Origin of the sequence: Bordetella ansorpii (assembly GCF_900078705.1) — a bacterium.
Taxonomy (GTDB): Bacteria; Pseudomonadota; Gammaproteobacteria; order Burkholderiales; family Burkholderiaceae_B; genus Bordetella; species Bordetella ansorpii_A.
Genome location: NZ_FKIF01000009.1, coordinates 334,730 through 358,541 on the forward strand (window position 1 = coordinate 334,730; position 23,812 = coordinate 358,541).

Here is a 23,812-nt window from a genome sequence, read left to right on the forward strand (position 1 = left end):
CCATGCGCTTATCAAGCCGTACGAGCGTTGTTGCTGCACTTGGGACGACTCAGACACTTGCCTGGGCCTCCTCCTACTACCTGCCAGCCATGCTAAGCGCGCCCATGGGCCGGGACTTAGGCATCGCGGTACCAACGGTTTTTGCGGCATTCTCCTTTGCGCTTCTAATTTCCGCTTTCCTCGGCCCCTATGCTGGCAAGGCCATTGACCGATGGGGCGGCAGGCCAGTCCTGATGGCCACAAATCTCATCTTTGCGTTGGGCTTGGGTTGGCTTGGTGCCATCCAATCCACCGTGGGACTTTTCGCTGCTTGGGCAGTACTAGGTATCGGCATGGGCAGTGGCCTCTACGAGGCAGCCTTTGCTTCACTGGTACGCCTATACGGCCAAGATTCGCGTAGCGCCATTTCGGGCATAACACTTATCGCGGGCTTTGCCAGCACAGTTGGCTGGCCCCTGACCAGCTTCCTGCAGGTCGAATTCGGCTGGCGGGAAGCGTGTTTCGTCTGGGCGGGCCTACACCTGACTTTGGCCTTGCCGCTGAATTACATCCTGCCATCGCCAGCCGCCACTGCCCACCATGCACGGCAACAAAAGCCTAGGGGTGAAGTCCCAAAAGGCAGATCCACCTGGTCATCTATCGCGTTGGCCGTGGTCTTTGCAATTACATGGTTCATCAGCACAGCCCTGGCCGCGCATCTACCCCGCCTGCTGGTGGCGGCAGGAGCGACCTTTGCGGCTGCAGTGGCGGCTGGTGCCTTGATGGGACCGGCGCAGGTGGGTGCCCGAATCCTGGAATTTGGACTATTGCGCAGGGTGCATCCCTTGCTCTCAGCACGATTGGCAACTTTGACGCATCCCATCGGGGCGATATTGCTCCTGTGCTTCGGGGCTCCCCTTGCCTCCGCCTTCGTCATCCTCCACGGCGCAGGAAACGGCATCCTGACCATCGCCAAGGGCACGCTACCTCTCGTGATTTTTGGTCCTCAGGGTTACGGAGCACGCCAAGGCATGCTCATGGTTCCCGCCCGTGTCGCCCAAGCATTGGCCCCCTGGCTGTTCGGCTTGTGCCTGGATCGCTGGGGAGCGGGAGCCTTGTGGGTTTCCATCGGACTAAGCGCAATCGGCTTTCTGGCGCTGATCTCTCTCCATGCGGGTTCGAAGGACAAACAAGCATCCCCATCGATTGACGCCCCTACCCATGGCCGGTAGGGTACGGTACCTCACTCAGGTACCTCTTTGGAGGGACTCCCCGGAGAAGGTCCGCCGCGTCTCCGAGAGGGCGGCGTGCCGAACCCGGCGCAACGGGCAACGCCACATTGCTGGTAGGCTTTCACCCTCGGGCGCACCCCGCGCCCGCCGCCTACCGCCAGGATTCCCATGACCCCAGCCCTGTTCAGCAGTTCCGTTCCCGTCCTCAAGCAAATGCTGTCGGCCCTGTCCGATGTGCTGAAAAAAGCAGAGGACCAGGCCTCGGCCAAAAATATCGAACCCGCCGCCTATCTGGAAGCGCGTCTTTATCCCGACATGTTTCCCCTGATCCGGCAGGTCCAGATCGCTGCCGATTTCGCCAAAGGCATCACTTCGCGCCTGGCCGGCGCGGACGTGCCCAAGTGGGAGAACACCGAAACAAGCTTTGCCGATCTGCAAGCGCTCATCGCCAAGACCCTGGCGCATGTCGACGCCTTTTCGCCTGAGCAGTTCGCACAAAGCGAAACGCGCGAAATCGTGCTGCGGCCCGGCACGCCAAAGGAAAAGAAGCTGTCGGGCAGCACCTATCTGCTGCATTACGGCTTGCCGCAGTTCTTCTTCCACGTCACGACGGCCTACGCGATCCTGCGCCACAACGGCGTGGAGATCGGCAAGCGGGATTACATGGGCCAGTATTGACGATACCTGTGCGGCTGCGCGGCAGGTTCCTCAAGACCAGCGATGCCGGGGCCCGGGCTCTCCCCGGTTCCCCCGGCATCAACGTCCGCGCCAGGATGGCCCGCGTGCTCATCGAACCGCTCTTGTTCACCCGCGGGAAGGCTCATGGCTTGGCCGAAGCCGAGGCATCGTCCCCCATCACGATGACGAAATGCCGCGGCCGGCTGCTGAGATACCGCACCGGAAACGGCTGTCCCGGGGCGGGATAGGTGACGGCATCCCGCTGGGGATAGACGTTGAAATCCGAACTGTCGAAGTAGGTCTGGATCTTCTGGCCATCCGCCTTCTGCAACGTGACGTCATAACGCAGCACCGGGCGATTGTTGTAGACGTTGCCGGTGTCCTTGCTGGAGGCAATCACCGCCTGGCCCGGCGTGCCGTACTCGTACACCAGCGGCGCCACCCAGCGCGGCCCGAACATGAACAGGGCCGGCGTGCCGAAGGGGATGCAGATCATCAGCAACACCAACAGCACCATCAGCGGCACGCTGCCCTGCTGCACACCCATCAAACGCGCAATGCCCAGCACGATCAGCACCAGGCAGATGATGAACACGGGAAACGGCCATACCTTGTCGATGGTCCAGGCCAGCAACGCCACCAGAGTTTCCATGGAGATTCTTTGCGTCCGCTAGGTTGATAACACGTTCCGGTTCGCCATCAAGGCGCCAGCACCAGCGCCTTGATCTGGCTGGGCACCACGCGCACCGACGGGCAATTGATCAGATTCGTCGGCCCCAGGCTGGTTACCCGGGTGCTGGGCGTTCCCCGCACGATGACCGTGAACGCGCCCGTCAGGTGCTGCTGCCGCGACATCACGGTCTGCGAGATCAACCCGCCGCCGATACCCGGCGTGTCGCCCAAGGATATCGGACGCACGCTCATGATGTTGTGCCACGGCCCGCCGCACAACAGGATGTTGAAGGCCACCGGAATCGTCATGGGTCCGAAGGCCATGTTCGGATAGGGGATGGGAGGCAACGGCGTCTTGCAGATATCCGGGAATCCCAGATCCATGCCACCGAATTGCGCGTTTGCGAACATATGTCTTTCCTCCGATAAGGGAATGCAGGCGGCCGAGCGTCCCGCTATCCCACGAGAATCTGTTTGCCGTCGGCCTTGACCAGCGTCTCGCCGTTGATGAAGGTCGTATTGCCGCTCAGGCGGGCAATGAAATCAGCGGCGTAGTCCAGGTTGACGGCCTTGACGGTGTCGGTGCCGGTGACGTAGCGCGTGGACTGGCCCGTGGTTTCACGTACCGACTGGTAATAGGATTCGCGATGGTCGCCCGTGTACTTGGCGGTGATGGCCGACACGCTCAGATCCGCGCTGACCAACGTGCAGGAATGGGTCTTCAGCGTCCAGTCCGCCGTGCTCACCGCGCCCGACCGGGCCTGCAGCGCGAAGGTTTCCGCGGCCACCGACACGCGGCTGGCGCCCGTCAGGGACAGCACGTCGGCGGACAGGGCCAGTTCGCCATCGACATGCAAGGTCGAACGGCCTTGAGCGCGCTGCTCCAGCACGGCAATGATGTACAGGCCACCGGCCGCGTCACCCGACACCAGCACCTTGTCCCCGGCGTTCGGCATCAGCAGGCAACTGGCGGCCCGCTTGACCTGATACCGGCGCCCTCGCGCCTCGTCGCTGACGGTGAACCAGCCCTCTTCCCCCGACGCATCGACCAGGAAGGCGCTGTGAATGGGTGTGTCGCCGTTGTAGGCGTTGGCGTTGCGTTGCAGCAGGGGTTGCAGCGTGTCCGGTTGCGCCGGCCGGGGATCGGCATTCGCGCGCTCGCCGTCATGCTGTCTGCGTTGGATCATAGTTTCACCCATTGCTCGGCGTGCAGCAGATCGCGGTCCGGCGGCAGGACGCCGTCACGGCTGCCATAGCGGGTATCGTTGTCGATCACCGCGTGAAGCTTGCTACGCATGAAATGCCCGCCTCGAAAATCGGCCTGGCTGAGATTGGAGTAGGAGAAATCCGTGAACGGCATGCTGCCTTCGCCGAAATCGGCATGTTGCAGGTCGCACTGATTCAGGATCGCCATGTTCATGTCGGCGCCCCGGAACACGGCACGCTCGCAATTGGCGCCCGACAGATTGGCGCATTCCATCTGCGCCCCGGCGAACACCGCGTGCGCCGCATTCGCCTCCAGCAACAGGGCCTGCCGCAGCGTCGCGTGGTCGAACCGGCATGCCTGCAGGTCGCATCCCTTGAAGCACGACTGGGACAGTTCCGCCTGCGAAAAGTCTGCGCCCGCCATCCTGCTGTCCGTGAACTGGCTCTGCACCAGATGCAAGCCGGAGAAGTCATAAGCCTTGGCGGTGCACTCCAGCGCGATCAGGTTGGTGAAGCGCGTGTTCTCGATGGCCAGATTGGCGAAATCGAAATCCGCCAGCGCCAGATGCTGGAACGCCGAATCCTTGAAGCGCAACGTCACGTCCTGGTTGCCCGTCAGCACCCATTTGTCGATGCGGCAATCCTCGACCCGCAGGTCGAGCATCTGGGTATTGGCGACCGCGCCTTCCGAGGCGTCGCAGCCACGCAGCACGCACCGCTCGAACACGCAGCCGATGAACTGCTGCGCATGGAAAGTGCAGGCATCGAACACGCAGTCGACGAACCGGCTGTTCGAGAAAGCGCAGTCCTTGAACACCACGCGCGACCATGCTCCGCGCACGAATATGACCATGTCGGCATGGCACGCCTGCCATTCGGTGTCGGCGAACGTGTTCTCTTCGAAGATGCATTGGCGGATCTCGCCGCCCCGCCAGGCATCCCGCCAATGCAAGCCCTTGTACAACAGGCCGGCAATCGAATCGCCATCGGCTACCTGGGCCAGGAACTTCTGTTTTATCTCGTCGGGAGCCATGGATCAGTGACGCAACGGATAGATGTTGGAACGGGTCATCAACATGTCCTGCTGGACGGTGTTCTCGTCGACCTTGACCATGGCCAGGTCGGCGCTGAAGAAAGATACGTGCCGCATCTGCGTGCCGGACAGGTCGGCCGATTTCATCTGGGCCTCGCTGAAATCCGAATTGGCGATTCGGACCCGCGACAGGTCGGCCCGGATGAAGAGCGAACGCTTGAAGAAACTGTCTTCGAGACTGACCTCGCGCAGGCGGCTTTCGGAAAAATCGCAATGGCTGAGATCGCTGGCCACGATGCGGCCGGCGGCCAGGCCGACCCTGCGGAAGCTGGACGCCGAGAATGCGCAGTGCGAGATCTCGAAATCCTCGATGGTGCTTCCCGGAGCGATGTTGACCTTGGACGCCTGGCATTGCAGCAACCTGAAATCCGACATCGGCTTCATCTCGACGAACGCCATCGAGTCGATGTGGCAGGACTCCATGCTGATGCCCGTGAGGCGGGCCTTGATGAACGAGTGCCGCAGGAAACGGCAGTCCTTGAACGCGAGTTGCCCCAGCCGGGCGCGCATGTAGGCGAAATTCACGAACTGGCATTGCTCGAACGCGCAGCCCTGCATCGTGATGCGGAAATGCATCCACTGCGCCAGATCGCAGCGCACGAACCGGCAGTCCTCGAAGCGGGCCTTGTCGGAGCCCACGTTGGGCAGTCGGCAATCGATGAACTGGCACTGCGTGAAATGCGCCTGGCTCCAGTCCGCCGACGAGAAATCGCAGCCCGTGAACACCACCCTTTCGAAATCGCCGCATGCCATGCGGGCACGGCCGAAGTCGCATCCCGTGATGCGGCTGTCGCGCAGGGTCAGGCCGCTGACGTCCCAGCCGGCGTAGGACGCGCCGGCGGCGGCGAAATCGCGCAGGTCATAGCCCTCGCATCCTTCGGGCAGCGGTTCCGCCACGCGTTGCTGCAGACCGAAGATACGGTGCAGCGCTCTCGGCCGGCCGGAGTAGTCGCGTCGCGCGGCCTGCGCGCCAGGCGCCCGCGCCAGCAACTCCTGAAACTGCCCGGCCTGCTTCAGGCGCAGTTGCCGCAGCGCCTCCTGCGCGGCGCTGCTGTCGCCCAGGCCCGGCGCCACGGGCACGGCGCGGCGTTCGGCCGCCTCACGCACCGAATCCAGCAGCGACTGCCGGCTTTCCTTCAGGAATTCGGCGCGCTCGTCCTTCATCGATTGCGGCACGTCGTCGGACTTGCCGGCCAGGGCTTCGCGGCTTTCCCGCAGCTTGCGCCTGGCATCGGCCAGGGTCTGCCGCTGCGACTGCTGTTTTTTCAGCATGTCCTCGATGAGCGCCTCGCGGGAAACCTTGCCGCTGCGGGTCCGCTCCAGCCAATCCAGCTCGGTCCGAATGCCGGCGGCGCTGGCGGCGGACGCCTCCCCGGACTGGGCGCGCGCGACACCCGGACCCAGCTCTTTCTCGAGCTTGACGAGCTTGTTGCGCAACAGCGGCGACAGCTCGATCTCGTCACCGGCCAGCGCGCGCAGGAACCGGGCATCGACCAGTTGCGCGTCGAGCACCGCATGCATGCCGCTGGTCTGCGGATCGATGCGTTTGTGGAAAATATCCTCGTAATAGGCCGATTCGCGCGGTGCATCGGCATGCTCGGCGGCATACAGAATGTGGCTGACGTCGCTGGCGTCGTCCTCATCGATGGGTACGGCGCCCTGGTAGATCAGGATGGCCTTCTCCAGATGGGGAAATGCCCAGTACGTCGTCAGGCGCAGGGGGACTTCTTCGAGAAACCCGCTTGCCTGCCCGGCCGTCCTGGCGCGCCGGATGAACGCCTTGGCCGCCAGGGCGGGAATGGACGTGGTCAGCCGCGGCTTCTCGGGATGCAGATGCGTGAAGGTGATCTCGTCGCCCGCGTCCAGGTAATTCAGACGCTGCCGGGGCGGACTCTGGTTGAAGTATTCCCAGTCGATGTCGCGCGCGAAACCCGGGAATTCATTGACGCGCCATTGCTCGTCGTAGGTGCCCATCATCCGGTTTCTGCCGGGATATTCGATTGGAATGGCCGCGTAGCCGGCCGGCGCGTAACGCTGCCCCTCCAGCACGACCGGGTTGGCCGGATCCTCGACGTTGGGCAGGAACCGGACCTGCATGCCGTCGACGCCTGTCTTCCGGAAACCCTTGCCGTGCGGGTTCTCCTGATAGCCTTCGCCACCGAATGCGTTGCGCCAGCAGATGGGAATACGGTCGAACGGCAACGCCTCGCTGGGCTTGCCGTCCGACCAATAGCGCTCGCCCGTTACCCACAGGTCTTTCCTGACGTTGTTGACGCTGACGGAGACGGCGGTCCTGCCGCGGACGGCGTATTTGCCGAAGCCATAGGCATTCAGAATGATTTCCGGCCTGGGCTTCGGGATGCCGAAATCCAGCGCCTCGGCCCCGAACACCTGCGCGGATTCCTCGCCGAACAGCGCCCATAGCTGCTGCTCGTCGACCAGGCTGAACCCGGCCGAGAAGTCCACCATCGCATACGCGGTGATGGCCAGATGATCCTGCTTCAGGAATCGGTACGGACGCGTCAGGGCGGACAACCGGTTGGGTTTGATGACTTTCATCGAGCGGCGGCGGGGTCTCGATCAGACGATCAGCATGAATGCCTGGAACCAGGTCCGGAACCCGCCGAAATCGATGTCGGTGGGAGAGTTGGTTCCCTTGTATGCCGACACGTCCAGCTTGAGCACGCCAAAATCCGCCTTCTTGACGTAGTAGGTGTCCTGGGACACGTTGAGCTGGTGCCGGAATGCCGACGCGGACTGGTGAAAGGCGCGGGCCTGGAACACCTCGACGAACGCCTCGCCCTTCCAGATGCCATTGGTGAAATGCGTCTTGTGGGTGTCCTTCAGCGCGGAGCCGTTCCAGACCAGCTCGGTCGACTCCAGCGCGATCTTGTCCGGCGCCTTCATCGTCATGACCGTGCCCGTCATGTTGATCGAGTGATCCGCGCCGCCGCGCTGGATGTCCAGCGGGCCCGCGTCCGCGAAGAGCTTCTTGGTGCCGGACGCCCAGAATTCGCTGTTGCCGCCGGTGGCCGTGATGGTGACGTCCGTGGGCGCCTTCAGGATGGCGTTTTCGCCTTCCAGGCCCAACTGATGGTCGTCGCCGCCCTTCTGCACGTTGACGTTGTTGTCGCCGGTGGACTTGACCAGGATGATGTCGTTGGCTTCGAACTTGCCGAAGCCGGTGTCGGCCTTGATGTGGATGTGGCCGTCGTTGGACGTGACCTCGATATCCGACTTGGTGGTGTTGATGTAGCGGTGGTCGAACGTCTCGGTGCGGTCGCCGCCCGTGACCTTCAGCGTGTCGTAGCCATTGATGGTGGTGTCGCGGTACGACTCGACGATGTTCTTCTGGTAGTCGCCGATGGTGTTCTCTTCGAAGGTGCCGATGTGGGTCACGCGCGACTGGCCGACGTCCCGCGTCTCCAGGCCCTCGACCACGACATGCAGGTCTTTCTCGGAGTGCAGCTTCACGTACTCGCTGCCGAGCTTGTTCTCGATGTACATGTGGCTTTCATTGGCCGGGCTGCCGAAATGGGAGCGGCTGCTGAAGCCCACCATGGTGGGCGACGGCACGAAGCCGCCCGCCGGCATCTGGCGGTCGTTGTAGACCCGGCCCGTGACCAGCGGACGGTCGGGGTTGCCGCCGATGAAGTCCACGACCACTTCCTGGCCGATGCGCGGCGTGCTGATGGCGCCGTAGCCGCTGCCCGCCGAATCGTTGGACACGCGCACCCAGCAAGAACTGCTTTCGTCCATCGGGCCATAGCGGTCCCAGCGGAAGTGCAGCTTCACCCGCTGGAAGGCGTCGGTGTAGACCTCGGCGCCGGCAGGCCCGGTCACCACGGCCGTCTGCGGCCCGGTGGTCTTGGGAATATGCGTCTTCACGGGCGCGCGGAACGGCAGGCTGGTGGGCTGCACCACGAAGTCGGTGCGGTACTCGCCGTCGCCCTCGCCCGACTGATAGCCGGCTTCGGTCAGGAAATATTCGGTCGAGATGACCAGATACTCGCGCAGGTCCGCCTTGCGCGGGCTCTGGCGCAGCTTGAAGGTGTAGCCCGGCGCCATGCCCCGCACGTTGGACGTGCCGCTGCTGCGCTCGCTGGCCGAGCGGGTTTCTTCCAGCCGGACCTTGACGTAGTGTTCGCCGTCCTGGATGTCGACGTAGCCGCCCTGCCATTCATAGATTTCGTGATTGGCCTGCTGGACGGAATAGTTTTCCTTCAGGCGGCTTTGCAGATTCAGGCTGGACTTCTTGAAGTCGTAGTCGTTGACGACGTACTCGATGCCACGCAGCTCTTCCTCGCTGGTCCAGGTATGGATCGCCTGCCCTTCGATGTTGCCGGCCTGGGGGTAATAGTCGAGCGAAGGATAATCGGGCAACGGCTTGTGCTCGCCGATGTCATCGGCCAGCACCAGGGTGTGCTGGTTCTTGCCGTGCTCGAAGTAATAATAAATTCCTTCGTGCTCCATCAGGCGGCTGATGAAGTCGAAATCGCTTTCCTCATATTGGACGCAATAATCCCGGGTGCGATAACTGCCTTGCAGCTTCTTCTCGAAGTTATAGCCGGGATACGATCCCAGCACTTCGTCCAGGATTTCCACGACACTCTTGTTCTGGTAAATCTTGCAGTCGCGATTGCGCTTCAAATACCATAGCCACGGGCAGACGGTCGCACGATAACGCGCCAGGCGGAATCCGCCGGCGTCCTGGCCCACATAGGCAAAACGGACGACGTCGCCGCTCAGGTAACGCTTGCCGCCGTTCTGGGTTTCGATTTCCAGCGTCAATGGCTTGCCGAGCACCGAATCGGCGGTGATGGAGGCCGTCTCGGCCACGAGTTCCACCTCGAACTCGTACACCTCCGACAGGGCCTCGCGCCCGTGCATGCTCTTGAACTCCAGCACCGCGCCCAGGGCGGTTTCCGCGACGACGACTCTATTCATGGCCCCACTCTATTCAAGTTTTAATTGAATTCAGATTAATTGGGTCAGACTATGACACTTTCGCGACAATGCTAGGTTTTCTACGTGCCAGTGATGTGACAGTCAGCAAGAATTACATCTGAAGAGAATCTGTTTAATATGCGCAGGCGTTTCACCCGGGGCTTGCAACAAGCACCGACAAAATCAAACGCAATGAAACGGAGCGCAACCAGATATGCCGCGCGGGGCGGGGACGGCCATGGCCAGTCAGGTGGTGCAGCCTCGCAGCACGTCCTCGACTTTCTCCGCCGGCACGCGCGGATGGTTCATCCCGTTATTGAAGAAGCGGGTGGCCGAGCCGCCCGGAGTAGGCTCGATACGCACCAGGTAATAATCCTGGCGCGGCTGGGGAAAACGGTCTTCGTAAACCGTGATGTCGGCCCGCTGCTCGGCCGGGAAGCGGACAACGTCCGCCACACTGCCCCAGTCGTCCACGGTGGGTTCGACGCAGGCATACACCTGTTCGGCGGAGCGGATCGACAGGTACAGGACCGGTTTGGTCGATTGCAGATCGCCGGCCGTCTTCGGGCCGCCATTGGCCGCGCAGCCCGCCAACAGGGCCAGGCCTGCCGCGGCCAGGAAGGTTCTGAACATCGTCCGTGCCTCTTGCTGTAGTTCGATGCGGCCCATGATAAAGGCGGAGGGCGGAACGCCAGGACAGGTCCAGCGTTCCGCCCTCCATGGCGGCCCCCGTTGCCGCAGCCACGCGGGACATCCGTCTTTCGGCATCAGACCAGGCCGGAACCCTCGATCCCGAACGCCTTGTCGTGGATGCCCGGCTCGGTCTGGAAACCGACGTTGACGCGGTTCCAGGCATTGATCGACATCACTTGAAATGTCAGGTCCGACAGCTCTTTCTCCGAGAACGCTTCGCGCACCCGCGCATAGACCTCGTCCGGCACGCCGTGGGCGGGGAGGTGCGTGAGAATCTCGGTCCACTCCAGCGCGGCGCGTTCGCGGTCGTTGAACAGGTTCGACTCGCGCCAGGCCGCCACGTGGTGCATGCGCAACTGGCGTTCGCCGTGCTTGGTGGCTTCCTTGACGTGCATGTCCAGGCAGAACGCGCAGCCGTTCATCTGCGAGGCGCGGATGTCCACCAGATGGCGGATCGTCTCTTCGACGGGCGATTGCTTCAACGCCAGGCTGAAGGCGACGAACTTCTTGAACAGGTCGGGGGATTGCTTCTGGTAGTCGATACGCGAGGTCATGGTCGCTCCTTGGTTCGATGAGGAAGAGGATGGGTATCAGGCCTGCGCCGCGCCGCGGCTCAGCCAGTTGTGAAAGCGGGTGGGCGCGATGCGGGCGCCGGCGCCAGTTACCAGCGACCGGTCGTCCAGTTCGCTGCCGAAGTAACGGGCGTGCACGTCGGCCACGACGCTGCGGCCATCGCCCTGGGCGGCCAGGTACTTGCGGGCCAGCTCGTCCAGCGGAAAGCGGTCGGGACCGCCCGTTTCGAGGATGCCGTTCAGGGGTGCCCCCGCGGCCAGGTCGGCCAGCACCGCCGCGACGTCGTCCGCGGCGATGGGCTGGAACAGCGCGGGGGACAGGCGGGCCACGCCGTCCTGCGTGCCGGCATCGACGATGCCGCCGATGAATTCGAAGAACTGCGTGGCGCGCAGGATGGTGTAGGGCCGGCCCGACGCTTCGACCAGGGTCTCCTGGGCGGCCTTGGCGCTCAGGTAGGCGTTGTCGGGAAGGCGGTCCGCGCCGACGATGGACAGGATCAGGTGATGCTCGATGCCGGCGCGGGCCTCGGCGGCCAGCAGGTTGCGGGTGGACGTGGTGAAGAAGTCCATGACGGCGCCCGCCTCGAAAGAGGGCGAGTTGGACACATCGACCACGGCCTGGGCGCCCGCGAGCGCCCGGTCCAGCCCCTGGCCGCTCAGGGTGTCGACGCCCGTGCGAGGCGAGGCCGCGACCACCTCGTGGCCCTCCTGGCGCAGTCTGCCCACGACATTCGCACCGATCAGGCCGGTGCCGCCGATGACGACGATTTTCATGATGCTCTCCTGGGTGGTGTGCCGAGCGCCGGTTGGCGTCGATCGATGGAGGCAGTATGGGAGGCCGCCGGGCGGCGGGCTTTGCGGCCGTCTTGGGTTTTCCTTGGTTTTCCCTTGGAAATCGCTTCAGGCGCGGGCCAGGCTGGCTTACTATCGAGCGCGTCATCCGGGGTGCTGGCCCCGCCCTGGCCGGGTCACCGGCAAGCAGAAGAACAAAGGACATCCAGAATGCTGCTGGCGTTTGCCGACTGCGAGATCGACCTGGACCGGCGAGAACTGTCCCGCGCCTCGCAAGCGGTCGCGACCCCGCCTCAGGTCTTCGACCTGCTGGTCTATCTGGCGCGGAACCGCGAGCGCGTGGTCAGCCGCGACGACCTGATCGCCGCGGTCTGGGCCGGCCGCATCGTGTCCGAATCCACGCTGGCCAGCCATATCAATGCCGCGCGCCGCGCCGTGGGCGACAGCGGGCAACAGCAGGCGGTGATCCGCACCGTGGCGCGCAAAGGGTTCCGCTTCGTGGCGCAGGTACGCGAACAGGCCGCCCCTGAACCCACGCCCGCCTTGGCGACGGCCGAGGCGCACGCCGCCACGCCGGCGGAATCGCCGGCCCCCCTGCCCGCCAGACCGTCCATCGCCGTGCTGCCCTTCGTCAATCTCAGCGGCGATCCCGAGCAGGAGTACCTGGCGGACGGCGTGGTGGAAGACGTGATCGCGGCGTTGTCGCAGTACCGCTGGCTGTTCGTGGTGGCCCGCAACTCCAGCTTCACGTACAAGGCCCGCGCGGTGGACGTGAAGCAGGTCGGCCGCGAACTGGGCGTGCGGTATGTGCTGGAAGGCAGTTGGCGCAAGGCTGGCAACCGGGTGCGCATCACCGGCCAGCTCATCGATGCCACCACCGGCGCGCTGCACTGGGCCGGCCGCTTCGAGGGAGTGCTGGAAGACATCTTCGAACTGCAGGATCAGATCACGCGCGATGTCGTGGGGGCCATCGCGCCGCAACTGGAACGCGCCGAGATCGAGCGCGCCCGGCACAAGCCCACCGGCAGCCTGAATGCCTACGACTGCTATCTGCGCGGCATGGCCTGGCTGCATCAAGGCACGCGCCCAGCCATCGATCACGCCCTGCCGCTGTTCGAGCAGGCCATTGCCTCGGACCCGGCATTCTCGTCGGCATATGCCATGGCGGCGTGGTGCCACTGCTGGCGCAAGCTCAACGGCTGGATGACGGATCGTCCGCACGAAATGGTGAAGGGCCTGCAACTGGCGGGCCGCGCCGTGGAACTGGACAGGAACGATGCCGTGGCATTGACCCGCTGCGGACCCGTCCTGGCCCACTTGGGCGGCGACCTGGAGGGCGGTATCGCGCTGGTGGACCGCGCGCTGGCGCTGAACCCCAATCTGGCGCCGGCCTGGTTCCTGGGCGCCTACCTGCGGCTCTGGCATGGCCAGACGGATACCGCCATCGCGCATTTCACGCATGCGATGCGGCTCAGCCCGCTCGATATGGAGCTCTATCGCATGCAGGCCGGTCTGGCCATGGCGCACCTGTTCCAGGGCCGTTATGGCGAGTCGGTGGCCTGGGCGGAGAAATCGCTGCGCGAATTGCCCAGCTTCCTGATGGTGGCCGCGATCCTTGCGGCCAGCCAGGCATTGGCGGACCGGCCGGAAGCCGCGGCAAGCGCGCTGAAGAGGCTGCGAGAACTGGATCCCGCGCTTCGATTATCGAATCTGCGGGACTTGCTGCCCATCCGCAAGCCGGTGGACATGGCGCTATTGAGCGACGGCCTGCGCAAGGCCGGCCTGCCGCAATAGGCCGGGTCGACGATGAAGACGATGGCCTCGGCCACGTCGTCGAGCGTGCTGTCGGCCGCGCCCAGCCCCCCGCCTGCCGGATGAACGAGCAAGCCCGTGCCGCACTGTTTGTAGAATCCAAATAATCACGAATGACAGGAGGCCGGCATGGACCGATTCGACGCGATGCAGGCGTTTGCCCGCGTGGTGGAAGCCGGCAGCTTCACCAAGGCGGCGGACACGCTGCACATGAGCAAGACCACGGTCACGCAGTTGGTGCAGCAACTGGAGGCCCGGCTGCGCGTGAAGCTGCTGAACCGCACCACGCGCCGCGTCAACCTGACGGCCGACGGCGCGGCGTACTACGAGCGCGTGGTGCGGCTGCTGGCCGACATGGACGATGCCGAGACCAGCCTGTCCAGCGCGTCGGCCGCGCCGCGCGGCCGGCTGCGCGTGGACGTGCCCAGCCCGCTGGCGCGCACGATCATCGTGCCGGCGCTGCCGGCCTTTCACGCGCGCTATCCCGACATCCAGTTCGACATGGGCGTCAGCGACCGCATGGTGGACCTGCTGGGCGAGAGCGTGGACTGCGTGGTGCGCGGCGGCGAGCTGACAGACCAGTCGCTGATGGCGCGGCACGTGGGCGACCTGCGGCTGGGCGTCTATGCCGCTCCCGGCTACCTGGAACGTGCCGGCACGCCCGTCCATCCCCTGGAGCTGGAAGACTCGCATCATCGCGTGGTGGGATTCCTGTGGGCACGCCTGGGCACGGCCCTGCCCTATGCCATGCGGCGCGGCGGCGAGGACCTGCGCCTGCATGGCCGCTACGTCCTGGCGGTGGACGACGGCAATGCCTACCTGGAGGCGGGCCTGGCGGGACTGGGCGTGCTGTGGCTGCCCGATTACATGGCGAAGGCGCCCTTGGCGCGCGGCGAACTGGCGCCCCTGTTCGAGGATTGGGAAATGGACCCGATACCGATGTACGTGGCGTTTCCGCCCAACCGCCACGTCAGCGCCAAGCTGAGGGTGTTCATAGACTGGATCATCGAGCTGATGGCGCGGCATGCGCCCGTGATGCCCCGCGCACCGCGCTGAGGCATCCCTTTCCCGATCTCGCCAAGCCCGGCCCGCCATGCTTCAATGCGTGGCATCGCGCCGCAAGCTTCTTCCGCCGCCCTTCCATGATGTTGCCCCTGCCGTTGGAGTACCTGTCTTCCGAGCCCGTGGCGCCATCGGCGCTGTACGGCCGCGAAGGCGCGTTGCGCCAGCTGGGCGAGGCGCTGCGGCGGGTGCGGACACAGGGCGACGCCGAGCTGGTGCTGATCTGCGGACCGGGCGGCTCGGGCAAGTCGGCCCTGGTCGACGCGCTGGCGCGGGCCAACGGCGATGCCCGCTACGTGGCGGGCAAGAGCGACCTGCAACAGCGCGAGATTCCCTATGCCTCCCTGGCGCAGGCGCTGCGCAACCTGGTGCGGCATGCGCTGATCCAGCCCAAGGCCCGGCGCGAGGCGCTGCGGCAGGCCTGGCTGGCCGCGCTGGACGGCCGGGGCCGCGCCCTGGCCGAGATCGTGCCGGAAGCGCTGCAGGTGCTGGGAGCGGCCGCCCCGCTGCCTCAGACGCCCGCGCAGCAGGCCCAGCAGCGCGCGCAGGACGCCGTGCTCGCCACGCTGGGGGTCTTCGCCAGCGCGGATGCGCCCCTGGTGATGCTGCTGGACGACCTGCAATGGGCCGACGGCTCCACGCTGGCCTTCGTGCGGGCCTTCATTGCGCGCGCCCCGCGCCACGTGCTGCTGCTGGCGGCCTACCGCGACGACATCGATCCGCAATCCTGCCTGGGATGGCTGGACCATGCCCACCGCACGCATGCGCTGCCGATCACACGGGTCTCGCTGGGGCCGTTGGACGAGGCGTCGCTGCGCAGCATGGTGGCTGCCCAGTTGCAGGCCACGCCGGCACAGATCGCTCCGCTGGCCCAGGCCCTGCAGGGCGTGACGGGCGGCAATCCCTTCTTCGCGCGCCAGTTGCTGGCCACGCTGCTGGAAGACGGGGTACTGCGCCCGGGCGATGACGGCTGGACCTGGGATGAGCCGGCGCTGGCGGAAAACTACCCCGACAGTGTGACCCGCCTGATGGCGCAACGCTTCGCGCGCCTGCCGCAGGCCGGAACCACCCTGATGGGCCACCTGGCCTGCGTGGGCCAGCACGCCTGCACGCGCCTGCTGGCCCGCATCGCCCGATGCAGCGACGCGGACGTCGATGCCGGCCTGGCGCCCCTGGTGCGCGCCGGGCTGCTGGTGCACGCGCAAGCCGGCTATGCCTTCCTGCACGACCGCGTGCTGGAAGCCGCCTACGCGATGGTGCCGCCGGAATCGCGGCCCGCGCGCCACGCCCACATCGCCAGCGTGTTGATCTCGCTGTACGGCGACCGACTGGCGGAGCACGCGTTCGACATCTGCAACCAGATCGAGCAATCCAGCGGCCACGATCCCAAAGGGGCCCAGCGTGTGGCCTTCGCCCAGGCGCTGGTGGCGGCGGCACGGCGCGCCAAGAACGCGGCGGCGCTGCCGCAGGCGGCCCGCCACGCGGAGGCCGCCCTGGCCCTGATGCAATCCCATTGGTGGAAAGAGCACGAGCGCCTGGCCTACGAGGCCAGCCTGCTCAACTGCGAATGCCTGATGGCGCAACCCGACATGGCCCGCGCCGAACGCGAGATCGACAGCCTGCTGGCGCGTCCACTGCCGGTACTCGACCGGGCGGCGGCCTATCGCCTGAAGGCGGCGGTGCAGACGGTGCAGTCCGACTACGAAAGCGCCATCGCCACCGCGCTGGCGGGCCTGGCCACGCTCGACATCCATTTGCCCCGTGGCGCCGGCCCGGACGATCTGCGCCACGCCTACGAGGCCGTGAAGCGCGCGCGCGGTTCACGGAGCATCGCCGAGCTTGCGCAGGTGCCCGCCACCGGCGACCGCCGGATCCAGGCGGCGATGGGCCTGTTGTCCACGCTGTTCGCCTCGCGGTTCGTCAGCGATGGCCTGAGCTTCCTGCACCTGGCCAAAATGGTCGAACTGACGCTGGAAGAAGGCGCCACGCCCGAATCCCCCTATGGCCTGGCGTGGTTCGGCGTATTCGCCGCCGGCCTGTACGGCGAGTACGAGGACGGACTGGCCTATGGCCGGGCGGCCCTGGACATGATCGAGCGCCGCGGCTACGAGACCGAGCGCATCGGCGCGCTGGTGGCGGTGGACCAGGTCAGCCCCTGGAACCAGCCGCTGTGGTTCGCGCTGGAACATGCGCGGCGCGCCGTTCGGCAGGGCCGGGCCTCGGGCGACGTCGGCATGGCCTGCTACGCGGGCATTCACATCGTGTGCGACCTGCTGGCGATGGGCGAGCAACTGCGGCTGGTGGACGAGGAAATCGAGCATGGCCTGGCGTTGGCGCGCCGGGTGCGATACCGCGACGTGGAAGACATCCTGCGCGGGCAGCAGGAGTTCGTGCGGCGCCTGCGCGGCGAGGCGGCCGGTGAGCCCGTCGCGCCGCTGGCCCGGCGCCTGCGCGACAGCGGCTCGCAGCTGACCCGTTTCTGGATGGCCCTGTACGACGGCATGAGCCGCGCCTACCTGGGCGAATGGAACGAGGCGCTGGACAGCCTGCAGATTGCCCACGGCCTGGCCGGCATGGCGCCGGCCCATATCAATGGAGCCGACTGCAAGCTGTTCCTGGGCCTGGCGCTGGCTCGCACCGCTGGCGAACCGGCCGGGCGCCTGCAGGCCGTGGCGGCCTGCCGCGCGCCGTTCGAGCGCTGGGCCGACATCAATCCCCTGACCTTCCGCAGCAAGCTGCTGCTGCTGGACGCGGAACTGGCGCGGCTGCGCGGCGAACCGCTGGCCGCGCTGGCGCTTTACGAACAGGCGGCGCAGGCCGGCAAGGTGGCGGGCTTTCCGCAAGACCAGGCGCTGGCGCACGAGTTCGCCGCGCAGCTGTGCAACCAGCACGGACTGCGCACGGCGGGCGGGCAGCACCTGCATGCGGCGGTGCTGCACTACCGCCACTGGGGCGCGGCACGCAAGGTCGCCCTGCTGGCGCGGATCCAGCCTGAGTTGCTGGCCGACGCCACGCGCGGCCGGGCCGCCGATTGGGAAAACGGCCTGAAGGCCACGCAGGCGCTGTCGGGCGAGGTCGTCATGGAGCGCCTGGTGCAGGCGCTGATGAGCAACATCGTCACCCATGCCGGCGCGCAGTATGGACTGCTGCTGCTGATCCGGCCCCAGGGACCCATGATCGAGGCATCGGCCCGCGTGCTGGGCGACGCGGTCTCGGTGCATCTGGGCGGCGGCGCGCCGACCGAGCACGCGCTGCCCCTGTCGGTACTGCGCAGCGTGCTGCGCACCCGCCAGATGCTGGTCTTGAATGACGCCACCGTGCAGGCGCCCTCGCTGCAGGACGTCACCGACGTGCCACGCCTGCTGCGATCGGTGCTATGCCTGCCGCTGTTGCGCGGCGCAGAACTGATCGGCGTCTTCTACCTCGAGAACAATGCCGCGGCCGGCGTGTTCGACGAGGCCCGCAGCGCCGCGCTGGAAGTGCTGGCGCCGCAGTTGGCCATCATGCTGCAGACCGCGCAGCTCTACGAACAGCTGCTGGCCGAGAACGACCGCCGCTCGCGCGCCGAACTGGACCTGCGCCGCGCCCGCGCCGACCTGGCGCGCACCTCTAACCTGACGGTCATGGGCAGCCTGGCCGCGTCGATCGCGCACGAGGTCAACCAGCCGCTGACGGCCATCGTGGCCTCGGTCGATGCCAGCGTGCGCTGGCTCAACCGCCCCGTGCCCGATCTGGCCGAAGCGTTGCAGGACATGCGGCACGTGAAGCAGAATGCCCTGCGCGCGGCGGACATCATCCGCGCGCTGCGCGCCCTGGCCAAGCAGGCGCCGGCCGTGCTGGCGCCGCTGCGTCCGGACGACATGCTGCGCGAAGTGCTGGACATGATCCGCTGGGACATCGATGCGCGCGGCGTGCGGCTGCATGCGCCGCTGCGGGCCGGCGTGGCCACGATAGGAGCCGACCGCATCCAGCTGCAGCAGGTCCTGCTGAACCTGATCACCAATGCCCTGGACGCGATGAACGACACGGCGCCGGTGCGCCGCGAGCTGGAGGTGGCGTCGGTACTGCGCGACGACCGCGTCGAGATCAGCGTGAAGGACCGCGGCCCCGGCATCGCCGCCGAAGCCCTGCCGCAGATATTCGATGCGTTCTACACGACCAAGCCGCACGGCATGGGGATGGGGCTGGCGATCTGCCGGTCGATCATCGCGGCGCACGGCGGCACGCTGGAGGTGCGCGCCCGCGCCGGCGGCGGCAGCGCCTTCTGGTTCCGGCTGCCGGTGCTTGCCGAGGATTGAGCGGGGCGGGCTCAACCCGCCGCGCGCACGCCCAACTGCTGGGCCATCATCACCAGGTCGGCGAAGGTGCGCGCCTTCATCTTGCGCATGGCCTGGCCGCGATGGATCTTGACGGTGACTTCGCTGATGCCGATCTCGCCCGCGATCTGCTTGTTCAAGAGGCCGCGCACGGCCAGGCCCATGACCTCGGCCTCGCGCGCCGTCAGGCTCTGGTAGCAGGCGCGCAGTTCGTCCAACCGGCGCGAATCGTCGCGCCGCGCGCGCGATTTGTCCAGCGCGGCGGACACCGCGTCCAGCAGGTCCTGGTCGCGGAACGGCTTGGTGATGAAGTCTTCGGCGCCGGCTTTCATGGCCGTGACGGTCATGGCGATGTCGCCGAACCCTGTCATGAAGATGATGGGCACCTGCACGCCCTGCTGCGCCAGCCTGGCCTGCAGATCGAGGCCGCTGGGGCCGCGCAGCCGCACGTCCAGCACCAGGCAGCACGGCGAATCGGGCAGGCCATCGGCCAGCAGGTCGGCCGCCGAGCCATATAGCCGCACGGCCATGCCGACCGAGCGGAACAGGCTGCCCAGCGCCTGCCGCAGCGCCTGATCGTCGTCCACGACCAGCACGACGGCGTCGTCATGGGGGGGCGTTTCCAGGGTTTGCAGTGTCGCGGACGTCACGATGGTCTTTCCGCCTTGTATAGGAGTTCTGTCGAATCGGCACCCGTGACGAAGCGCCGGACCGCTCCGTCTGAGTATTCGGGGGCGATTATATAAGCGGCCCGCGGGGAATACCCTGCGTGAACCCTTGGTTACTCATACTTTCGGATGAGTCCGCGGGCTTCCTTCCCCTACGCCGGGTCCCCGCGTTTCCTCCATGGCGCCCCACCCGCCCGCCGGGTCCGCCACGAACCCGCGGCATCGGCCGGCGCGGCGCACCGCCCAGGTAATACCAACGAACAATGGCCGCGGGCGGGACGCCTCTTTAGTCTTGCGCCAGTCGAGTCGCCAAGGCGCGTCGACGACTCCAACGCGCCGGCCCATCCCTGCCCGGCGCTTGCCAACATCCTTTCAGGAATCTGCGTCATGTCCAATCCCAAGCTCGAAGTGCTGACCCCGCATAACAGCCAACTGATCATCATCGACCATCAGCCGCAAATGGCTTTCGGCGTGCAATCGCTGGACCGCCAGACGCTGAAGAACAACGTCGTGGGCCTGGCCAAGGCCGCCCGCGTCTTCAACGTGCCGACCGTCATCACCTCGGTCGAAACGGAGTCGTTCTCGGGCTACACCTACCCGGAACTGCTGGACGTGTTCCCGCAGCACAAGGTGCTGGAGCGCACCTCGATGAATTCGTGGGACGACCAGAAAGTGCGCGACGCCCTGGCCGCCAACGGCCGCAAGAAGGTGGTCGTGGCCGGCCTGTGGACCGAAGTGTGCAACACCACCTTCGCCCTGTGCGCCATGCTGGAAGGCGAGTACGAAATCTACATGGTTGCCGACGCATCGGGCGGCACCACCAAGGACGCCCACGACTACGCCATGCAGCGCATGGTGCAGGCCGGCGTCGTGCCGGTGACGTGGCAGCAGGTGCTGCTGGAATGGCAGCGCGACTGGGCCCGCCGCGATTCGTACGACGCCGTCATGGCCATCGCCAAGGAACACTCGGGCGCCTATGGCATGGGCGTGGACTACGCCTACACGATGGTCCACAAGGCCAAGCAGCGCACCGCCACGGAGCACGAAGTCCTGGCGCCGGTGCACGCCCCCGTCATCGAGCGTTAAGCGGCGCGCGGGACGGCAACCTCAACCCTCACGAAGCGAAGACACCCACCATGCATATCGAACCCGTCACCCAGACTTCGAGCCCCTCGCGCCGCAAGCTGTTCGTCGCCAGCGCCACCTCGGTCGGCGCCGTCGCCGCCACGGCCATCGCCGGCACGGCCGCCCAGGCCTCCCAGAAGCACGAAGCCGGATCCGCCCAAGGCGGCCACGGCAACGCCTACGTCACGGCCAAGGACGGCACCCGGATCTTCTACAAGGACTGGGGCCGCGGTCGCCCGGTGGTGTTCTCGCATGGCTGGCCGCTGAATTCGGACGCCTGGGATTCGCAGTTGCTGTTCCTGGTGCAGAACGGCTTTCGCGTCATCGCCCATGACCGGCGCGGCCACGGCCGTTCGGACCAGCCCGCGCACGGCAACGACATGGACACGTACGCCGATGACCTGGCCGCCGTGATCGAAGCCCTGGACCTGGAGGACGCCACGCTGGTCGGCCACTCCACGGGCGGCGGCGAGGTCGCGCACTACATCGGCCGCCACGGCACCAAACGTGTCGCCGGCGCCGTGCTGATCGGCGCGGTGCCTCCGCTCATGCTGAAGACCGCCGCCAACCCCGGCGGCCTGCCGATGGACGTGTTCGACGGCATCCGCAAGGGTGTGGCCGAGAACCGCTCGAAGTTCTACCAGGAACTGGCCGTGCCCTTCTTCGGCTTCAACCGCCCGGACGCCAAGAAAGAGCAGGCCACCATCGACGCCTTCTGGGCGCAGGGCATGACCGGCGGCATCCTGGGCCAGTACCTCTGCATCCGCGAATTCTCTGAAGTCGACTACACGGCCGACCTGAAGAAGATCGACGTGCCCACGCTGATCCTGCACGGCGACGACGACCAGATCGTGCCGATCGCCGATTCGGCCGAACTGTCCGCCAAGCTGGTGAAGAACGCCACGCTGAAGGTCTACAAGGGCGCCTCGCACGGCATGTGCGTGGTGAACGCCGACCAGGTCAACGCCGACCTGCTGGCCTTCCTGAAGCGCTGATGCGCCCGAAGGCGCGCGCCGCAATGGCGCGCGCCTTTTTTCATTTCGGCCGCGCGCTCCGGCGTGGCCCCGTATCGAGAGCCACGCCATGAACGCCCCCTCCACCCCCGATCTCATCCTCTTCAACGGCAAGTTCACCACCCTGGACCGCAGCCGCCCCGAAGCCAGCGCCGTCGCCATCCTGGAAGGCCGCTTCAGCGCCGTGGGCGACCGCGACGACATCATGAAGCTGGCGGGCCCCGCCACGCGCGTCATCGACCTGCGGGGCCGGCGCGCCATCCCGGGCCTGATCGACAGCCACATGCACATCATCCGCGGCGGGCTGAACTACAACATGGAGCTGCGCTGGGACGGCGTGCGTTCGCTGGCAGACGCCATGCGCATGCTCAAGGAGCAGGTGGACCGCACGCCCGCCCCGCAATGGGTGCGCATCGTCGGCGGCTTCACCGAGCACCAGTTCGCCGAGAAGCGCCTGCCCACGCTGGAAGAGATCAACGCGGTGGCGCCCGATACGCCCGTTTTCATCCTGCACCTGTACGACCGCGCCCTGCTGAACGCGGCCGCGCTGCGCGTGGTGGGCTACACCAAGGACACGCCCAATCCCCCCGGCGGCGAGATCGTGCGCGACGCGCAGGGCGATCCCACCGGCATGCTGGTGGCCAAGCCCAACGCCACCATCCTGTACGCCACGCTGTCCAAGGGTCCCAAGCTGCCCGCCGAATACCAGAAGAATTCCACGCGCCACTTCATGCGCGAAGTGAACCGCCTGGGCGTGACCGGCGTGATCGACGCGGGCGGCGGCTACCAGAACTATCCCGATGACTACCAGATCATCGAGGAACTGCACCGCGAAGGCCACCTGACGGTGCGCCTGGCCTACAACCTGTTCACGCAGAAGCCCAAGGAAGAACTGGCCGACTTCCAGAACTGGAGCACCAAGGTGCGGCCGGGCCAGGGCGATGACATGTACCGCCACAACGGCGCCGGCGAAATGCTGGTGTACACGGCCGCCGACTTCGAGGATTTCCGCGTCGAGCGGCCCGACATGGCGCCCTCGATGGAAGCCGACCTGGAGCCCGTGATCCGCCTGCTGGCCGAGAAACGCTGGCCATGGCGCCTGCACGCCACTTATGACGAAACCATCTCGCGCGCGCTGGACGTGTACGAGAAGGTGGCCCGCGACGTGCCGTTCGAGGGCCTGAACTGGTTCTTCGACCACGCCGAGACCATCTCGGACCGCAACATCGACCGCATCGCCGCGCTGGGCGGCGGCATCGCCGTGCAGCATCGCATGGCCTACCAGGGCGAGTACTTCGTGGAACGCTACGGTTCGCGCGCCGCGCAAGCCACCCCGCCCATCCGCCGCATGCTGGAGCGCGGCGTGAAAGTCGGCGCGGGCACCGACGCCACGCGCGTGGCGTCGTACAACCCCTGGGTATCGCTGTACTGGCTGACCACCGGCAAGACGGTGGGCGGCATGCAGTTGTACCCGCAGGCCAACGTGCTGGACCGCGAGAGCGCGCTGCGCCTGTGGACGGAAGCCAATACCTGGTTCTCGTCGGAAACCGGCAAGAAGGGCCGCATCGAGGCCGGCCAGCTGGCCGACCTGGCCGTGCTGTCGGCCGACTACTTTTCGGTGCCCGGCGACGACATCCAGGACATCACGTCGGTGCTGACCGTGCTGGGCGGCAAGGTGGTGCACGGCGACGGCGACTTCCGCGGCCTGGCGCCCGAACTGCCGGCGGCGATGCCCGACTGGTCGCCCGTGCGCCACGTCGGCGGCTACCAGGCGCGCGCCACGCTGACCGAGCGTCGCAAGATGGCCCCGCTGTGCGCCTGCGCCAGTTCGTGCGGCGTGCACGGCCATGCGCACGCCGGCGCCTGGGGCGCCCCGGTGCCGACCTCGGAGGCCGGCAGCTTCTGGGGCTCGCTGGGCTGCTCGTGCTGGGCCTTCTGACTGCCGCGACGCG

18 protein-coding genes are annotated in these 23,812 nt (G+C 66.2%); 8 read left to right on the forward strand and 10 right to left on the reverse strand.

Annotation, left to right across the window (positions count from 1 at the left end):
• Nucleotides 1–2 precede the first annotated feature (2 nt).
• Together A6745_RS24270 and A6745_RS24275 are read left to right on the forward strand one after the other, a co-directional pair.
• Nucleotides 3–1,211 carry an MFS transporter gene (locus tag A6745_RS24270; RefSeq protein WP_066133029.1) on the forward strand — a complete coding sequence of 403 codons (1,209 nt, stop codon included), beginning with the start codon at nt 3–5 and terminating at the stop codon, nt 1,209–1,211.
• 168 nt (nt 1,212–1,379) lie between these two features.
• Entirely contained in the window at nt 1,380–1,889 is a 510-nt protein-coding gene (locus A6745_RS24275; RefSeq protein ID WP_066133032.1) for a DUF1993 domain-containing protein, read from the forward strand.
• A 142-nt stretch (nt 1,890–2,031) separates the two neighbouring features.
• Here the strand turns inward: A6745_RS24275 and A6745_RS24280 are convergent, their stop codons facing one another.
• The 9 genes from A6745_RS24280 to A6745_RS24320 all read right to left on the reverse strand — a co-directional run bounded on the left by A6745_RS24280 (nt 2,032) and on the right by A6745_RS24320 (nt 11,846).
• Nucleotides 2,032–2,541 carry a hypothetical protein gene (locus A6745_RS24280; RefSeq protein WP_066133035.1) on the reverse strand — a complete coding sequence of 170 codons (510 nt, stop codon included), beginning with the start codon at nt 2,539–2,541 and terminating at the stop codon, nt 2,032–2,034.
• Between the two features lie 47 nt (nt 2,542–2,588).
• On the reverse strand, nt 2,589–2,972 hold the full coding sequence (locus A6745_RS24285; RefSeq protein WP_066133038.1) for a DUF4150 domain-containing protein: 384 nt from the start codon (nt 2,970–2,972) through the stop codon (nt 2,589–2,591).
• Nucleotides 2,973–3,016: 44 nt separating this feature from the next.
• Nucleotides 3,017–3,748, reverse strand: coding sequence for a DUF3540 domain-containing protein (locus tag A6745_RS24290; protein ID WP_066133041.1), 732 nt, complete (start codon nt 3,746–3,748; stop codon nt 3,017–3,019).
• A complete protein-coding gene (locus A6745_RS24295; RefSeq protein ID WP_066133044.1) occupies nt 3,745–4,800 on the reverse strand; it encodes a pentapeptide repeat-containing protein in 1,056 nt (351 codons plus the stop codon). Before A6745_RS24295 ends, A6745_RS24290 begins: the two co-directional genes overlap by 4 nt.
• A 3-nt stretch (nt 4,801–4,803) precedes the next feature.
• Nucleotides 4,804–7,419, reverse strand: coding sequence for a DUF2169 family type VI secretion system accessory protein (locus A6745_RS24300; RefSeq protein ID WP_066133047.1), 2,616 nt, complete (start codon nt 7,417–7,419; stop codon nt 4,804–4,806).
• Between the two features lie 21 nt (nt 7,420–7,440).
• The gene (locus A6745_RS24305; protein ID WP_066133049.1) at nt 7,441–9,807 is read right to left on the reverse strand and encodes a type VI secretion system Vgr family protein; all 2,367 of its coding nucleotides are present in this window, start codon (nt 9,805–9,807) and stop codon (nt 7,441–7,443) included.
• 246 nt (nt 9,808–10,053) lie between these two features.
• Nucleotides 10,054–10,440: a hypothetical protein gene (locus A6745_RS24310; protein ID WP_066133051.1), complete on the reverse strand. Its 387-nt coding sequence runs from the start codon at nt 10,438–10,440 to the stop codon at nt 10,054–10,056.
• 134 nt (nt 10,441–10,574) lie between these two features.
• Entirely contained in the window at nt 10,575–11,054 is a 480-nt protein-coding gene (locus A6745_RS24315; protein WP_066133054.1) for a carboxymuconolactone decarboxylase family protein, read from the reverse strand.
• Between the two features lie 36 nt (nt 11,055–11,090).
• A complete protein-coding gene (locus A6745_RS24320) occupies nt 11,091–11,846 on the reverse strand; it encodes an SDR family oxidoreductase (RefSeq protein ID WP_066133058.1) in 756 nt (251 codons plus the stop codon).
• 228 nt (nt 11,847–12,074) lie between these two features.
• Here A6745_RS24320 and A6745_RS24325 point away from each other — a divergent pair, with 228 nt between their 5' ends.
• The 3 genes from A6745_RS24325 to A6745_RS24335 all read left to right on the forward strand — a co-directional run bounded on the left by A6745_RS24325 (nt 12,075) and on the right by A6745_RS24335 (nt 19,036).
• Nucleotides 12,075–13,658 (forward strand): winged helix-turn-helix domain-containing tetratricopeptide repeat protein, encoded by a 1,584-nt coding sequence (locus A6745_RS24325; protein WP_066133059.1) that lies wholly within the window; start codon nt 12,075–12,077, stop codon nt 13,656–13,658.
• Between the two features lie 147 nt (nt 13,659–13,805).
• Complete coding sequence (locus A6745_RS24330) at nt 13,806–14,732, forward strand: LysR family transcriptional regulator (protein WP_066133060.1); 927 nt, start codon at nt 13,806–13,808, stop codon at nt 14,730–14,732.
• Between the two features lie 86 nt (nt 14,733–14,818).
• Nucleotides 14,819–19,036, forward strand: a complete 4,218-nt coding sequence (locus A6745_RS24335) for a trifunctional serine/threonine-protein kinase/ATP-binding protein/sensor histidine kinase (protein ID WP_066133063.1) — start codon at nt 14,819–14,821, stop codon at nt 19,034–19,036.
• A gap of 11 nt (nt 19,037–19,047) precedes the next feature.
• On the opposite strand, the gene A6745_RS24340 is transcribed toward A6745_RS24335, so the two are convergent.
• Nucleotides 19,048–19,704 carry a response regulator transcription factor gene (locus A6745_RS24340; RefSeq protein WP_066133067.1) on the reverse strand — a complete coding sequence of 219 codons (657 nt, stop codon included), beginning with the start codon at nt 19,702–19,704 and terminating at the stop codon, nt 19,048–19,050.
• A 405-nt stretch (nt 19,705–20,109) separates the two neighbouring features.
• Here A6745_RS24340 and A6745_RS24345 point away from each other — a divergent pair, with 405 nt between their 5' ends.
• The 3 genes from A6745_RS24345 to A6745_RS24355 all read left to right on the forward strand — a co-directional run bounded on the left by A6745_RS24345 (nt 20,110) and on the right by A6745_RS24355 (nt 23,799).
• Nucleotides 20,110–20,808 (forward strand): hydrolase, encoded by a 699-nt coding sequence (locus A6745_RS24345; RefSeq protein ID WP_066133070.1) that lies wholly within the window; start codon nt 20,110–20,112, stop codon nt 20,806–20,808.
• Between the two features lie 50 nt (nt 20,809–20,858).
• On the forward strand, nt 20,859–21,842 hold the full coding sequence (locus A6745_RS24350; RefSeq protein WP_066133073.1) for an alpha/beta fold hydrolase: 984 nt from the start codon (nt 20,859–20,861) through the stop codon (nt 21,840–21,842).
• Between the two features lie 88 nt (nt 21,843–21,930).
• A complete protein-coding gene (locus tag A6745_RS24355; protein ID WP_066133074.1) occupies nt 21,931–23,799 on the forward strand; it encodes an amidohydrolase in 1,869 nt (622 codons plus the stop codon).
• Nucleotides 23,800–23,812 lie beyond the last annotated feature (13 nt).